A 14,706-nucleotide genomic window follows, 5' to 3' on the forward strand; every position below is an offset into this window, starting at 1 on the left:
GGTAATTATGTATTTTGAATCTCTGAGTGATTTCTTTGCCATGGGTGGCTACGCCTCATATGTATGGAGTGCATTTGGAATCACATTCCTCGCGATGATCATTTTACTGGTCTTAAGCGTTCGTCGTGGTAAGCAATTACTAAATGAAGTACAAGCTAAGATTGATCGTCAAGCTCGTATCGATGCAGCAAAAAATATGGAGAACACTCTATGAACCCAAGACGTAAAAAGAGGCTGGGCATTGTCTTAGCGATCTTTTTTGGTATCAGTGCAACTGTTGGATTAATGGTTTATGCGCTTAACCAGAACATGGATCTGTTCTACACGCCAACTGAGCTTGTTAACGGCAAAGACGGCAAGAAACCTGAAGTTGGCCAACGTCTGCGTATTGGTGGCATGGTTGTAGTCGGTTCTGTAAGCCGTGACAACGAATCACTACGTGTAAGTTTTGACTTGAAAGATGTTGGTCCTAAAGTAACGATTTTATACGATGGCATTCTTCCTGATCTTTTCCGTGAAGGGCAAGGTATTGTTGCTCAAGGCGTTCTGAAAGATGCGACAACAATTGAAGCTTTCGAAGTCTTAGCGAAACACGATGAAGAGTACATGCCTTCTGAAGTTGCTGAAGCAATGAAGAAAACCCATGAGCCAATGCAGTACTCGACAGAACAAAAAGAAGGAAGTGCTCAATGATAGCCGAGATCGGCCACTTTGCCATGATCCTGTCCTTAGGGCTGGGATTGCTATTGAGTGTGCTCCCGCTGTATGGGGCAGCTCGAAATAACACATTATTAATGAATAGTGCACGACCGCTATCATGGGGTATGTTCGGATTCCTAGCGATTTCGTTTTTTATCTTGTGCTACGCGTTCTACACCAATGATTTTACGGTTCAATACGTAGCAAGTAACTCGAATAGCCAACTTCCTTGGTACTACCGAATCACAGCGGTTTGGGGTGCTCATGAAGGTTCATTACTGCTTTGGGTTCTTATCCAAGCGGGTTGGACGGTTGCAGTAGCGACGTTTAGCCGTGGTATGCCTCAAGAGTCTGTGGCTCGCGTACTGGCTATCATGGGCTTGATTACTGTCGGCTTCTTGCTGTTCATTATCGTAACGTCTAACCCGTTCTTACGTACACTGCCTTACTTTCCTGTCGATGGCCGTGACTTGAACCCATTACTGCAAGACCCGGGTTTGATTATTCACCCGCCTATGCTTTACATGGGTTATGTAGGTTTCTCGGTTGCGTTCTCTTTCGCTATTGCTTCTCTAATGAGCGGTCGTCTAGATACGGCTTGGGCTCGTTGGTCTCGTCCTTGGACAATCGCTGCTTGGTTATTCCTAACGGTAGGTATCGCACTTGGTTCATGGTGGGCTTACTACGAACTTGGCTGGGGTGGCTGGTGGTTCTGGGATCCAGTAGAAAACGCTTCATTCATGCCTTGGTTGGCTGGTACAGCGCTGATGCACTCGCTTGCGGTAACAGAAAAGCGTGGCACATTTAAAGCCTGGACAGTATTGCTGGCTATCTCTGCATTCTCTTTAAGCTTACTAGGTACATTCTTAGTTCGTTCGGGCATCTTGGTATCGGTTCACGCATTCGCGTCAGATCCTGCTCGTGGTATGTTTATTCTAGGTTTCCTAGTGTTCGTTATCGGTGGTTCACTGCTGTTGTTTGCTGTTAAAGGCGCATCGGTTCGTGTCCGTGGTAACTTTGATTTGGTTTCTCGTGAAAACGCACTACTCGGCAACAATATCTTATTGATTGCTGCGTTAGTGGTTGTGCTAGTGGGTACGTTGTTACCACTTGTTCATAAGCAATTAGGGCTGGGCTCGGTTTCAATCGGTGCACCATTCTTTGATATGTTGTTCTTCTGGTTAATGATCCCGTTCTCGTTCCTATTGGGTATCGGTCCACTGATCCGTTGGAAACGTGACAACCTGTCTAAGCTTATTAAGCCAATGTTAGTTTCGGGTATCTTCTCGTTAGGTTTAAGTGCACTAATGGTGACCATGCTAGCTGACCGCTTCAGTGGTACTGCTTTTGCTGGTTGGGTGATGGCGTTCTGGATCTTCTTCATGCACGGCTTTGAGCTGCATGAGCGTGCAACACACCGTCATACCTTCATGAAAGGCCTAACTAAGCTACCTCGTAGCCATTGGGAAATGATCTGTGGTCACATGGGTTTAGCTGTAACAGTGATCGGTATCGCGATGGTACAAAACTACAGCATCGAACGTGATGTGCGTTTAGCGCCAGGCGAAAGCTACCAACTTGAAGAATATAGCTTCCTGTTTACAGGGGTTCGTGACAAAGACGGCCCTAACTATGATGGTTACATTGCTGACTTTGAGATTACCAAAGAAGGCAAATACATCAACACGCTTCACGCTGAAAAACGTTTCTACACTACAGCTAAGTCTATGATGACTGAAGCGGCGATTGATCGTGGCGTAACGCGCGACCTTTATATCGCAATGGGTGAGCGTTTAGACGACAACAAATCTTGGGCTGTACGTATCTACTACAAACCATTTGTACGTTGGATCTGGGCAGGTTCTTTGATCATGTCGATTGGTGGTGTGATTGCCATTAGTGACCGTCGTTACCGTTTCCGTAAGCCAACGAAAAAATCGGCTCAAGAGCAGGAGGCTTAATTCGAATGAACAAGAAGATTTTATTCATTCCATTGATTGCGTTCATGGTTCTAGCTGGAATCTTTGCAACTCAATTGATGCGTAACCAGTCGGGTGATGACCCGACTAAACTTGAATCCGTATTGATTGGTAAGCAGGTTCCTGAGTTTGGCCTAGAGGATTTGGAACAGCCGGGTAAGTTTCATGATCAAGCTATCTTTAAAGGTGAGCCTCTGCTTCTTAATGTGTGGGCGACTTGGTGTCCTACTTGTTATGCAGAGCACTCTTACCTGAATAAGTTAGCGGATCAAGGCGTTAAGATTATTGGTCTTAACTACAAAGATGATCGTAATAAAGCGGTTGGTTGGTTAAAAGAACTGGGCAACCCGTACTTAATCAGCTTGTTCGATGGTAACGGTATGTTAGGTCTTGACCTTGGCGTATATGGCGCTCCTGAGACCTTCCTCATTGATGCCAGCGGCGTGGTTCGTTACCGCCATGTTGGTGACGTGAACCCGACTAACTGGGCATCGACGCTTCAGCCGATGTACCAAGAGTTATTGGAGGAGGCGAAATGATTAAACAAACACTTGTAGCAATGTTTGCCACCTTCGCTATCTCTGCGTCGGTAACGGCTGCGCCTATCGAATTTCATGAGTTTGATACGGTTGATCAAGAGCAACAATTTAAAGATTTGAGCAATACGCTTCGTTGCCCAAAATGTCAGAACAACACGATTGGTGATTCGAACGCGGAACTTGCGGTCGACTTGCGTCAAAAAGTGTATGAGATGACAAAAGATGGCAAGTCTGAGCAAGAAATTATTGATTATATGATTGCTCGTTACGGTAACTTTGTAACGTACAACCCACCACTGACCTTAGCCACATCGATCCTATGGGTTGGTCCGTTTGCGGTTGTTGTATTAGGTTTTGGTTTGATTGTTTTACGAAGCAGAAAGTCAAAATCAAAAGCAGTAGAGTCCAATAAAGACTGGGATGCAGACAAAGAAGCACGTTTAAAAGCGTTACTCGACGAAGAGAACGACGGAGATAAACAGTAATGACTCTATTTTGGATTTCTACAATTGTCCTTTCGCTAGCCGCAGTTTTATTGATTGTTCTGCCTTTCTTGAATAAGAAAGAAAACAACGATGACGTGCTTCGCGATGAGTTGAATAAAGCCTTCTATAAAGATCGCTTAGTTGAATTAGAAGTAGAAGCTGAAGAAGGCCTTGTTGATAACCAGCAAGAACTGATCGCTGACTTAAAACAGTCGCTACTTGATGACGTTCCAACGCAAGAAAAAATCAAGAGAACACAAATATCTACGCTGGGTGTCGTTGTACCATCAGTGATTCTTGTTTTGGTTGTTACCTACGGTATGTACTTTCAGTTTGGTGCATTAGACAAGGTTCAACACTGGCAAGAAGTGAGTTCGAACCTTCCTGAGTTGTCTAAAAAGTTAATGTCATCAGAAGGTGGAACGCTTACCGATGATGAACTTGAAGATTTGACTCTAGCGCTTCGTACTCGTCTTCACTATCAACCAAAAGATTCAACTGGTTGGTTACTGCTTGGCCGTATTGCATTAGCAAACCGTGACGCTGAAACAGCGAAAGATTCTATGGAAAGAGCTTATAAACTTGAGCCTAAGAATGAAGATGTTCAGCTAGGTTTTGCTCAAGCACTGATGCTTTCACCTGATGAAGCCGATCAAAACCAAGCGCGTTTGATTTTGAGCCGTTTGATCCAAAACGATTATGTCGACCTTCGAGTGTTCTCACTGCTAGCGTTTGATTCTTTTGAACGTCAAGATTACCCGGGTGCTGTGAAGTACTGGAGCATCATGCAACAGATGATTGGTCCACAAGACAGTCGCTACGAGATGTTGTCACGCAGTATTGAAAGTGCTCAGAAGAAAATGGGCGACACTATGGGTGTTGACCAAGGTAAGAGTGTTGCAGTAACACTTGAGCTGTCTGGCGATGTGAACGCTGACCCTAAGTCTGTGTTGGTTGTTTCAGTACATAGAGCTGATGGCTCACCAATGCCGGTCGCTGCAGCCCGTTACCCATTGGGTTCTTTCCCACGCACTGTTGTTCTCGATGATGGTAACAGCATGATGGAAGGATCTAAGTTGTCTAGCCTTGAAACTCTGATGGTTAGAGCTAGGCTTGATACAGATGGTAACGTTTCAACTCGCGATGGTGATTGGTACGGTGAAAGTGAAGTGGTTGAACTGGGTGCTCCAGTGGCCATTAATATCAATAAGCAATATTAATCATCATTTTGCATAGGTGTTAGCTATTCCGATTTTGCAACAAACGGTATAGACTTACGCAACCAATTGAGGCCAGCGATTGCTGGCCTTTTTTATTATATGAATTCCTTATGGAAAAGGTGATATGTCTGTCAGTGTTTTAAGACTCTCGAGTTTACTTTTTATCGCAAGCTTAACGGTGGGCTGTTCTAGCGCGCCAGATGAAAGCACGAACGATAATAACCTCGAAACCTCTGAATACGTCGAAGAGTCCCACCCGAATGACCCTTTCGAAGGGTTCAACCGAGCAATGTGGGATATCAACTACGAATATCTTGATCCTTATTTAGTTCGTCCTGTTTCACTCGCTTATGTTGGCTACACCCCTGTTCCAGTTCGTTCTGGTATATCAAATTTTTTAGCCAACTTAGACGAACCTGCGAGCATGGTGAACAACATATTCATGGGTAATGGCGAGAAAGCACTCGACCATTTCAACCGTTTTTGGATTAACTCAACTTTTGGCCTGTTGGGCCTAATCGATATTGCCAGTGAAGCGGGTATCACCAAATATGACGACAAGTCGTTTTCTGATGCGATTGGTCATTATGGGGTAGGGAATGGGCCGTACTTTATGGTGCCGGGTTATGGTCCTATTACGACTCGTGAAGTGACGGAGCAAGTGGATAGTTTATATGTGCCTTTAGCTCTGTTGAACTTCTGGGCGAGCCTCGGAAAGTGGGCATTTGAAGGTATGGAGACTCGAGCTCAGTTAGTTTCTCAAGAAGCTTTGTTGGATGACTCGCCAGATCCATATGCTCTGACTCGTGAAGTTTACATTCAGCGTCGTGACTTTAAAGCCGAAATCGAACCGGAAGAAGTCGATCTGGAAGAAGAAGATTTCATTGACGGATACCTAGAAGATTACTAGATATAAGATTTTGAATAACTGATAAAAGAAAGGCTTGATGTTGAAAATAACATCGAGCCTTTTTTATATTTGCTACTTTAGATTAAGTAACCAGATTAGAAACGGTAGTTAGCTTGGATACCTACTAGCCAAACATTACCAGTCGTTGTGCCGATAAATTGACCGCCAACAGCTTCGGCTGCATCGTCAGATGCGTAACCACGAGATTCTGTGATTGGAGCATCTTTAGCAATGATGTAAGTAAAGCCAGCATCCAATGAAAGCTGTTCAGACCATTGGTAACCAGCACCAACACTTAACCATGTGCGATCAGTTTCTGGAATAGTGATAGTACGGTTTTTGTCGCTAACTGCAGAAGTATCGTAAGCTACACCAGTACGTAGTGCTAGTTTTGGGTCAACTTGGTAAGTTGCACCTAAAGCAAGGCGGTAGTTATCTTCCCAGTTTTCAACTTTAACTGTATGGCTGCCATATGTGTTCAGTTCTGCTTGAAGCTTCTCGAAAGAGCTCCAATCAGTCCAGTTGAAACTAGCGTGAACTGCCAATGCTTTTGTTAGTTGATGGAAACTTGCAAGTTCTGCTGTTGCAGGAAGTGCTAACATCATATGGCCGTTGTCACGTTGACCTGGTGTCATGCCAAAACCAATGCCTTCTGCGTGACCTTCTAATTTTAGTTCAACCTCAGACTTGTAAGCAAAACCGATGCGGTGGTCTTCGTTGATCTGCCACGCTGTACCTACTTGCCAACCCCAAGCTGTATCATCGCCTTCCATATATTTCAATGTAGTACCAGCAGGAACGGAGATTGGCATTTTATTTGAGTCTAGTGCGACTGCGTTTTTTGCTGGTGCTGTTGCGCCAAAGCTACCTTCACCCATAACGTAACGAATGCCACCACCAATGCTAACTTGCTCAACAATTTGGTAAGCAAAGTTTAGGTTAGCTTCTTTAGTGATTACGCTTGCTTCGTTACCGAAATGAGAAGCATTGAAGTCATCTCCTAGATTAGTTTCCATGCCGTAGTTTGTGCCAAATGCAAAACCGACAGCGAACTTTTCATTATAACGGTGAGAAATGTAAAGATTCGGGATAATAGCGTCATCTGCGAAATCGTTTGAAGATGCTTGGCTTGTACCTATAGCAGGGTGAGCGTGGTTTACTTCACCTTTAACATCAATGTTAGGGTTAACGTAGATACCACCAACAGAAACTTGAGTACCTTCTAGGTAAGTCAGCATTGCAGGGTTACGCCATTGTGCATCTGCACCGTCTGCCATTGCTGCTTCACCAGCATACGCACGGCCAAGGCCTGTTGCTGAGTATTCTGCTAGTTGAAAACCAGCCGCGTGAGTTACGGTAGAAGTCGAAAGTAATCCAACTGCCACTGCAGCAGATAGAAGAGTCTTATTCATTTTCATTATTATGTTCGCTGAATCATAAGTATTTAGTGTCGTGATTCTACGTTTAGAGTTATTACTTTAAAAATGAAATTCGAATAAAACAGTGTTTTAGGGATTAAATGAGTAAATGTGTTTAATTATTAGAGAAATAATCTAAATGTTTCGGCTGTGTTGCGAGGTTTGAGCGTACACTTGTAGGCATATTTAGCCTCTGCAGGCTACAGCTGTAAGCTTAAATTGATGTTGGTCAGTGGGTTATGCAATAAAAAAGGGTCGCGTAATGCGACCCTTTGGGATTGTTAACTTCGATTATATTAGAAGCTACGGCTGTACTGCAGACCTAGTAGGATTGCATCAGCATGTGTAGTTGCTGTAAGCGGAGTTCCTGAAGAGGTTTCCTTAACATCTACGTCATCACCTAGTAGGTATGTAAAGCCAAAGTCTACATTAGATGCTGTATCGATGTGGTAAGTAAAACCAGCAGATAACCACTGACGATCAGAATCAGGTACAGAAATTGAAGTCAGCTCGTCTTGTGCACTTGTGTCGTACATGTAACCAGTACGAAGTGTCCAAGTATCGTTTAGGTAGTATGTACCACCAATTGCATAGTGCCAGCCATCTTGCCATTGGTACTCTTTATTGTATGTACCTTGGATAGCGCCTTGAGTTAAGTTTTCGAATTCGATTTGGTCGAAGTCACCCCAGCCGATCCATTGTACTGAATAGTGGACTGCAAATTTGGTATCTTCAATTTTGTGGTAACCAGAGAATTCAGCAATGTCTGGTAGAGGAAGAGTAATCTCTTGACCTTTATCGTCTTTAGCTGTGATTTCAGGGCTGTAGCGGTAAGACAAGCCAAAGCGGTTGTTCTCATCCAATTCGTAAACAGTACCAACGTTGAAGCCTACTGCCCAACCATCAGCCTCGTCGACGTTTAATAAAGGAGTTCCTGCCGGTGGGATCCCCATTGATGGAGCTCCAGGGCCAAAACCTGCGCCAGCTGTACGTTTCATTGTACCTTGGCCGTAGATAAGATCTAAGCCAGCACCAAAGCTCCATTGAGAGTTTAGGCGGTATGAACCAGCAAGACCAAAGTTGATGCTCTTAACATCAGTCAAGCCGCCGTATTCAGCCGCAGGATAGCTGTCTTCAAACTCTGTTTTGGTACCGAAGTTTGAGTAAGCATTCACACCCCAAGCAAATTTGTCGTTTACTGGAACGATTAAGTGGATGTTCGGAGCGATTGACGTATCACCTACATCATCTGTATCACCGACAGGCACTGCACCACCCATATAGTTGACATCGTTTACTTCAATCATTGAAGTAATACTTTCAAAACCAAGAGATAGTTCAGTTTTATCAAATAGTGCCATTGCTGCAGGGTTACGTGCCATTACTGACGCGTTATCTGCGATTACTGCATCACCAGCGAAAGCACGGCCGATGCCGGTTGCTGATTGTGCGTTAAGTTGGAAACCTGCTGCCATCGCTTGCGAAGACGCCAGTGTGATTGTTACTGCTAAAAGAGACTTTTTAAACAGACGCGTGTTGTTGGTAGTCATTCATTTATTCCTTTATATATCCGCCTCTACAGGGCGATTAATTTGAGCAATTGCTCAATGGTGGCTGATCCTATTCGCAAGTATACGATATACAAATCCGACCATTGGGAATTTTGAGGGTAAAATTATGGAAATGACGCCTATCTGGCACGAAAATGGTGTGAAATGCTGTTTTTTTAGAGTTTTAACTCTAGAGGTATTGGTGTGGTGAATGGTTTTTCGGTTTATTGATAAATAAAGCCCAGCAATATCAGTGATATACTTGCTGGGCCTTTTGTTACGGGGCTTTGAGAGTAAATTAGCTCATTGGTTTGATCATTTTTGTCAGCTTTTCGGCGATTTTAGAGACATCCTCGCCATCTTCGCCTACAAGGATCAAACTGCTGCCATCGATCGGTGTTACTGAGCCTGACATGCCTTCTTCATCAAAGTCGATAGACTTGTCAGTCGGAATTCCAGTTAAAAACAGAGTGACCTTGCCTTTTTCGCCTTGGAAAACCATGTGCATTGCGTTGGACTTGCCAAAGCCACAATGGTTCAGGTAATAGACGTGGTAAGGGAAGGCTTCATCAAACTGAAAAGCAAACGGATTCATCTTGGCATTGATTTGTTGTGAAGTAACATTCTCATCAAGCGCACTCACAAAGCTCTTTTCATCGACAACATGTTTCATTGCCGTATCTGCCAAACTTGCTTGCGCGGGTGAAACGAATGCATTGCCCCAGTTAACTTGGCCAACCAATAAACCAGCAACAAACGCCACCGAGGCTGCCATTGCCATCGCTCGTCTAGCAAACGTAGGTCTTACTACTTTGCTTTCTTCGCTTGAGGTCTGATTGAACAGTATACGATCAGCAAGATCGTCTGGCACATCCACATTCATTGCTGAATGGATCTGTTTATCAAGCGATAGTACATCGTCTAGAAAGTTACTATTGGCTTCGCTGCTTGCTGCTGCATCAATAATATCTTGTGTACGTTGCTTAGGTTCCGACAATACACGACGACGAAATTCCAAATCATCCATTATGTTGCCCCCTCTCTGCCTCTTCTGTATCCAGCATCTCTTTCAACTGATTTCGAGCTCTGAATAAACGTGTCATCACCGTGTTTTTGTTGAGGTCGAGAATATCCGCGATCTCATCACCACTAAAACCACCAATCACTTGTAAGAAGAGGGGTTCACGGTAATCGATTTCAAGTTTCATGATCTGAGCTTGCAACCACAGGTGTTGATGATGTGGGTCATCGCTGACACTTGCATCGTTACCATGATCGTCGATATCAACCAGATCAAACTGTTTGCGTTCAAAACGTCGAGCGTTCTCGCGTCGCAAGATGGTGATCAGCCAAGATTTAGCGGCTTTTTCATCTTGTAAGCTATCGAGTGACTTCCATGCACGAAGGCAAGTCTCTTGTACTAAATCTTCGGCAATGCTTTTGTCTTTACATAGCCAATAGGCGTAGCGAAAGAGGTCACGATGATAGGCACGAACGAGTGCTTCGTACTTTCTTTGTTTGTCCATATCAGAGTTGACCGGACGCTTGGCTGTTTTCTTTCCAAACATTTTTATTATTGACACACGAGCCTCCATAATTGCTCTGCGTATAGCTGTCCTCTATACGTTGTGCTTCGTTTTTATATTCTGTTTCGTTTTTAGGGCTAACGATCGGCAGGAAACCGTAAAATCACATTAAAATTGATCTACTTCAAAATCTAAGGCCTCGAACAAGCTATAGTACACCTTGTCGTCTAGTTAGTCATTCGTGGCTAGCATGTTGAGCAAGACGACACTTCCTTTTGAAGGCTGACTTTACTTTCTCCTAATCAGGAAACTGATTATTTCAATTGGCGTTAAGTTAATTGCTTTATATACATTCCGACCACACAGTTTTGTGTGGTTTTTTTTTGCCTCAAGAAAACCATTCCCTACACAGCGATAACAGTCTTTGCTTACAATAGTTTAGTCTCTTACGACAACCTTTCCCCCAAAAAGGTTCGCCTGAATACGCAGTTATATTTTCAAACAGTGAGATACTCGTATCACGTTTATTTAAACGCTCGTTTGATTTAATTAACAACTTCTTTACAATGCTTCAGGTCAGACCTCTTAACTTTAAGGAGAAACCATGGGCAAACAGGAAGTCAAAACGCGTTCTGGAGAACGTGTTGCCGTTGTCGCTGGACTACGAACCCCATTCGCTCGTCAGAGTACAGAATTTAGCCAAGTGCCTGCGGTTGACCTAGGCAAAATGGTTGTGAGCGAAATGCTTGCAAGAACAGATGTCGATCCTGCGCTTATCGAACAAGTGGTGTTCGGCCAAGTCGTACAAATGCCAGAAGCACCGAATATTGCACGTGAAATCGTGTTGGGTACGGGCATGGACATCAATACCGATGCCTACAGTGTGACACGAGCATGTGCGACCAGTTTCCAAGCGGCAGTTAACGTGACCGAGAGCATTATGGCTGGCACGATTGATGTTGGTATTGCAGGCGGTGCGGATTCTTCTTCAGTATTGCCTATTGGCGTTTCGAAAAAGTTAGCGGCAAATTTATTAGCGCTGAGTAAAACGAAAACCATGGGTCAGAAGCTGAAGATTCTTAAAACACTTTCAGTCAAAGATCTGATGCCAGTGCCACCGGCCGTCGCAGAATACTCGACCGGTTTATCTATGGGGCAAACGGCTGAGCAGATGGCGAAGACGCATGGTATTACTCGCGAAGCTCAAGACGCACTTGCTCACCGTTCTCACTCTTTGGCTTCTCAAGCATGGAAAGAAGGCAAGATTAAAGACGAAGTGATGACGGCATTCCCAGCGCCTTATAAAAAGTACCTAGCGGAAGACAACAACGTTCGCCACGACTCAACGGTTGAAGGCTACGCGAAACTGCGCCCGGCATTCGATAGAAAGTACGGCAGTGTAACGGCAGCCAACGCAACACCTCTTACCGATGGCGGTGCTGCGGTGATGTTGATGCGCGAAGGTAAAGCTAAAGAGCTAGGCTTAGAAGTGCTTGGCTATATTCGTGGCTATGCATTCTCAGCGATTGGTGTTGAAACGGATATGTTGATGGGGCCAACCTACGCGACCTCACAAGTGTTGAAGAACACAGGTCTAGAGTTGTCAGACCTAACTCTAATCGAGATGCACGAAGCATTTGCAGCCCAAGTTCTAGCGAACGTCAAAATGTTTGCAAGTGACGAGTTTGCTCAGAAGAATCTTGGCCGTGACAAAGCGATCGGTGAGATTGATATGGAGAAATTCAACGTGCTGGGTAGCTCAATTGCTTACGGACACCCGTTTGCTGCGACTGGCGCGCGTATGATGACTCAAACACTGCGTGAACTTAAACGTCGTGGTGGCGGCTTGGCACTGAACACAGCGTGTGCGGCTGGTGGTTTAGGTGCAGCAATGATCTTGGAGGTAGAATAATGTCTACGACTCTTGATGCAACAACAGAAAAAGAAACCGTCGCTCAACCAGATTCAACGTCGGCGACTGAATTAACCAAAAAGAAAGCGACAGCATTTACTCTTAATATCGATGAGCAAGATATTGCTTGGTTAGCGATTGATGTGCCAAACGAGAAAATGAACACGCTGCAAGCGGCTTTTGCTGAAGAAATGAAAGCCATCTTCGAGCAGTTAAAAGAAAAGCAAAGCCGAGTTAAGGGCTTAATCGTTCATTCACTAAAGCCAGATAACTTTATCGCTGGTGCTGATGTACGAATGCTTGATGCTTGTAAAACGGCTGACGAAGCACAGTCTCTTGCTCGTCAAGGGCAGGAGATGTTCCAAACACTCTCAGATCTTCCATATCCAGTAGTAGCAGCGATCCACGGTCCATGTTTAGGTGGCGGTTTAGAACTTGCGCTGGCGTGTGATTACCGTGTATGTACCGACTCAGACAAGACTCGCCTTGGCTTGCCAGAAGTACAGTTAGGTCTGTTACCAGGCTCTGGTGGTACACAGCGTTTACCTCGCCTTATCGGGTTGCTGCCTTCTCTTGACCTTATTCTTACGGGTAAGCAGTTGCGTGCTAAGAAAGCAAAATCGCTCGGTGTTGTCGATGCTTGTGTGCCAGAAACTATCTTGCTTGAAGTCGCTAAGAGCTTTGTTGAAAAGAACTCAGGCGGAAAAAAAGGTAAGCGTCTTGCGTCTAAAAGCCAAGCTTCGACCAAAGAGAAGCTTATTTCACGCACGGGTCTTGGTCGTAAGGTTATTTTTGAACAGGCTTCGAAGAAAACCAACCAGAAAACACGCGGTAATTACCCTGCAGCCGATGCGATTCTTGATGTGATTCGTTACGGCCTTGAGAACGGTTTTGATAAAGGCCTTCAGTATGAAGCGAAGCGTTTCTCTGAACTGGTAATGACTTCAGAATCTAAAGCCCTGCGTTCGATTTTCTTTGCCACCACTGAAATGAAAAAAGAGCACGGCGCAGACGCAGAACCCAAAGCGGTTAAGCGTGTTGGTGTGCTGGGCGGTGGCCTTATGGGGGCTGGTATCAGCCATGTTAGCGTTGCCAAAGCGAAAGTGCCTGTTCGCATTAAAGACGTATCCAATGAAGGCGTGCTGAACGCGCTGAACTACAACTTTAAGTTGTTCGATAAGCAGCGTAAGCGTCGCATTCTGACTAAAGCTGGTCTGGAAAGTAAGATGCTTCAGCTTTCTGGTGGTATCGACTTTACGAGCTTTAATCACACTGATGTGGTGATTGAAGCGGTATTTGAAGACCTCGATCTTAAGCAATCAATGGTTGCGGACATTGAAGCCAATGCAAAGCCAGAGACTATCTTTGCGACGAATACGTCTTCATTGCCAATCCATAAGATTGCGGAGAAGGCGCAGCGACCTGAAAACGTGGTCGGTCTTCACTACTTCAGCCCTGCTGAAAAAATGCCGTTAGTTGAAGTCATTCCTCATGAAGCAACCTCAGAAGAGACGATTTCGACGGTTGTAGCATTAGCGAAGAAGCAAGGCAAAACGCCGATTGTTGTTAAAGACACGGCTGGTTTCTATGTGAACCGTATTCTTGCTCCGTACATGAATGAAGCCGCGCACTTATTATTGGCAAACGAGCCGATTGAAAAGCTCGATAGCACGTTATTGGACTTCGGTTTCCCGGTTGGCCCAATTACTTTGTTAGACGAGGTGGGTGTTGATATCGGCGCGAAGATTATTCCAATTTTAGTGAATGAGCTAGGCGACCGTTTCCAAGGCCCTGATGTGTTCGATATTCTTTTGAATGACAACCGTAAAGGCCGTAAGAGTGGCAAAGGTTTCTACACTTACAAAGGTAAGAAGAAAGAAGTCGATAAGTCAGTTTATAAGCTGCTTAAGCTGCAACCCGATCCTAAGTTGAGCGATAACGATATCGCGATGCGCTGTGTGTTACCTATGCTAAACGAAGCGGTTCGTTGTTTGGATGACGGTATTATCCGCAGCCCACGTGATGGCGATATTGGTGCTATTTTCGGTATCGGTTTCCCTCCATTCTTAGGAGGTCCGTTCCGATACATGGATCAAATTGGTATTAAGTCATTGGTCGAAATGATGAACGACTTCGCCAAGAAGTACGGTGATCGTTTTGCGCCATGCGATGGCCTACTGACACGTGCTGGTTTGGATGAGTCTTTTTATAAATAACTCTCTCTACAAGTAACGTTCTAGCACATTGATTATCAAGCTCGTATCAAGCAATTGATGCGGGCTTTTTTATTTTTTTGAGTGTGCGAAAGGAAGGAGATTCCCGACTCAGTCGTTCCTCCTTCTCGGGAATAATGAAATGGACCCACCCTTCTAAACGGCGTCGCAATGCGCCAAGATGAATATTAAACACAATCATCTAACTGAGGGTAGGTCCATATGAAAACTATAACGATCGGATTAGATATAGCC

At 44.6% G+C, this 14,706-nt stretch carries 13 protein-coding genes; 9 read left to right on the plus strand and 4 right to left on the minus strand.

Annotated features, from left to right (window positions below; translation table 11 throughout):
- Positions 1-7: 7 nt before the first annotated feature.
- The 7 genes from ccmD to H5300_RS09570 all read left to right on the plus strand — a co-directional run bounded on the left by ccmD (position 8) and on the right by H5300_RS09570 (position 5,832).
- Positions 8-214 carry a heme exporter protein CcmD gene (gene ccmD / locus H5300_RS09540; RefSeq protein WP_004736230.1) on the plus strand — a complete coding sequence of 69 codons (207 nt, stop codon included), beginning with the start codon at positions 8-10 and terminating at the stop codon, positions 212-214.
- Positions 211-693 carry a cytochrome c maturation protein CcmE gene (gene ccmE, locus H5300_RS09545; protein ID WP_017076805.1) on the plus strand — a complete coding sequence of 161 codons (483 nt, stop codon included), beginning with the start codon at positions 211-213 and terminating at the stop codon, positions 691-693. Before ccmD ends, ccmE begins: the two co-directional genes overlap by 4 nt.
- Positions 690-2,660: a heme lyase CcmF/NrfE family subunit gene (locus tag H5300_RS09550; RefSeq protein WP_182795846.1), complete on the plus strand. Its 1,971-nt coding sequence runs from the start codon at positions 690-692 to the stop codon at positions 2,658-2,660. The genes ccmE and H5300_RS09550 overlap by 4 nt, the downstream gene beginning before the upstream one ends.
- A gap of 5 nt (positions 2,661-2,665) precedes the next feature.
- Positions 2,666-3,217: a DsbE family thiol:disulfide interchange protein gene (locus H5300_RS09555; protein ID WP_017076803.1), complete on the plus strand. Its 552-nt coding sequence runs from the start codon at positions 2,666-2,668 to the stop codon at positions 3,215-3,217.
- Positions 3,214-3,702, plus strand: a complete 489-nt coding sequence (locus tag H5300_RS09560) for a cytochrome c-type biogenesis protein (RefSeq protein ID WP_004736036.1) — start codon at positions 3,214-3,216, stop codon at positions 3,700-3,702. Before H5300_RS09555 ends, H5300_RS09560 begins: the two co-directional genes overlap by 4 nt.
- Complete coding sequence (ccmI, locus tag H5300_RS09565; RefSeq protein ID WP_182795847.1) at positions 3,702-4,922, plus strand: c-type cytochrome biogenesis protein CcmI; 1,221 nt, start codon at positions 3,702-3,704, stop codon at positions 4,920-4,922. Before H5300_RS09560 ends, ccmI begins: the two co-directional genes overlap by 1 nt.
- Positions 4,923-5,046: 124 nt before the next feature.
- Complete coding sequence (locus tag H5300_RS09570) at positions 5,047-5,832, plus strand: VacJ family lipoprotein (protein ID WP_017076800.1); 786 nt, start codon at positions 5,047-5,049, stop codon at positions 5,830-5,832.
- A gap of 95 nt (positions 5,833-5,927) precedes the next feature.
- Here the strand turns inward: H5300_RS09570 and H5300_RS09575 are convergent, their stop codons facing one another.
- From H5300_RS09575 to H5300_RS09590, 4 genes are all read right to left on the minus strand, one after another.
- Positions 5,928-7,250 carry an outer membrane protein transport protein gene (locus H5300_RS09575; protein WP_017076799.1) on the minus strand — a complete coding sequence of 441 codons (1,323 nt, stop codon included), beginning with the start codon at positions 7,248-7,250 and terminating at the stop codon, positions 5,928-5,930.
- Between the two features lie 296 nt (positions 7,251-7,546).
- The gene (locus tag H5300_RS09580; protein WP_151407703.1) at positions 7,547-8,800 is read right to left on the minus strand and encodes an outer membrane protein transport protein; all 1,254 of its coding nucleotides are present in this window, start codon (positions 8,798-8,800) and stop codon (positions 7,547-7,549) included.
- A gap of 298 nt (positions 8,801-9,098) precedes the next feature.
- The gene (locus tag H5300_RS09585; RefSeq protein ID WP_017084531.1) at positions 9,099-9,827 is read right to left on the minus strand and encodes a DUF3379 domain-containing protein; all 729 of its coding nucleotides are present in this window, start codon (positions 9,825-9,827) and stop codon (positions 9,099-9,101) included.
- On the minus strand, positions 9,820-10,368 hold the full coding sequence (locus tag H5300_RS09590) for a sigma-70 family RNA polymerase sigma factor (protein ID WP_004736042.1): 549 nt from the start codon (positions 10,366-10,368) through the stop codon (positions 9,820-9,822). Before H5300_RS09590 ends, H5300_RS09585 begins: the two co-directional genes overlap by 8 nt.
- 562 nt (positions 10,369-10,930) lie before the next feature.
- Here H5300_RS09590 and fadI point away from each other — a divergent pair.
- A complete protein-coding gene (gene fadI, locus H5300_RS09595) occupies positions 10,931-12,238 on the plus strand; it encodes an acetyl-CoA C-acyltransferase FadI (protein ID WP_017076797.1) in 1,308 nt (435 codons plus the stop codon).
- Positions 12,238-14,454 (plus strand): fatty acid oxidation complex subunit alpha FadJ, encoded by a 2,217-nt coding sequence (fadJ, locus tag H5300_RS09600; protein ID WP_054541687.1) that lies wholly within the window; start codon positions 12,238-12,240, stop codon positions 14,452-14,454. Before fadI ends, fadJ begins: the two co-directional genes overlap by 1 nt.
- The last annotated feature ends 252 nt before the right edge of the window (positions 14,455-14,706 follow it).

The organism is Vibrio sp. SG41-7 (assembly GCF_014164465.1).
Classification (GTDB): domain Bacteria; phylum Pseudomonadota; class Gammaproteobacteria; order Enterobacterales; family Vibrionaceae; genus Vibrio; species Vibrio splendidus.

What these genes read in the sequence shown, in the direction of transcription:
- ccmD (WP_004736230.1), top strand. Translation starts at nt 8, where the DNA reads ATGTATTTTGAATCTCTGAGTGATTTCTTTGCCATGGGTGGCTACGCC.
- ccmE (WP_017076805.1), top strand. Translation starts at nt 211, where the DNA reads ATGAACCCAAGACGTAAAAAGAGGCTGGGCATTGTCTTAGCGATCTTT.
- H5300_RS09550 (WP_182795846.1), top strand. Translation starts at nt 690, where the DNA reads ATGATAGCCGAGATCGGCCACTTTGCCATGATCCTGTCCTTAGGGCTG.
- H5300_RS09555 (WP_017076803.1), top strand. Translation starts at nt 2,666, where the DNA reads ATGAACAAGAAGATTTTATTCATTCCATTGATTGCGTTCATGGTTCTA.
- H5300_RS09560 (WP_004736036.1), top strand. Translation starts at nt 3,214, where the DNA reads ATGATTAAACAAACACTTGTAGCAATGTTTGCCACCTTCGCTATCTCT.
- ccmI (WP_182795847.1), top strand. Translation starts at nt 3,702, where the DNA reads ATGACTCTATTTTGGATTTCTACAATTGTCCTTTCGCTAGCCGCAGTT.
- H5300_RS09570 (WP_017076800.1), top strand. Translation starts at nt 5,047, where the DNA reads ATGTCTGTCAGTGTTTTAAGACTCTCGAGTTTACTTTTTATCGCAAGC.
- H5300_RS09575 (WP_017076799.1), bottom strand. Translation starts at nt 7,250, where the DNA reads ATGAAAATGAATAAGACTCTTCTATCTGCTGCAGTGGCAGTTGGATTA.
- H5300_RS09580 (WP_151407703.1), bottom strand. Translation starts at nt 8,800, where the DNA reads ATGACTACCAACAACACGCGTCTGTTTAAAAAGTCTCTTTTAGCAGTA.
- H5300_RS09585 (WP_017084531.1), bottom strand. Translation starts at nt 9,827, where the DNA reads ATGGATGATTTGGAATTTCGTCGTCGTGTATTGTCGGAACCTAAGCAA.
- H5300_RS09590 (WP_004736042.1), bottom strand. Translation starts at nt 10,368, where the DNA reads ATGTTTGGAAAGAAAACAGCCAAGCGTCCGGTCAACTCTGATATGGAC.
- fadI (WP_017076797.1), top strand. Translation starts at nt 10,931, where the DNA reads ATGGGCAAACAGGAAGTCAAAACGCGTTCTGGAGAACGTGTTGCCGTT.
- fadJ (WP_054541687.1), top strand. Translation starts at nt 12,238, where the DNA reads ATGTCTACGACTCTTGATGCAACAACAGAAAAAGAAACCGTCGCTCAA.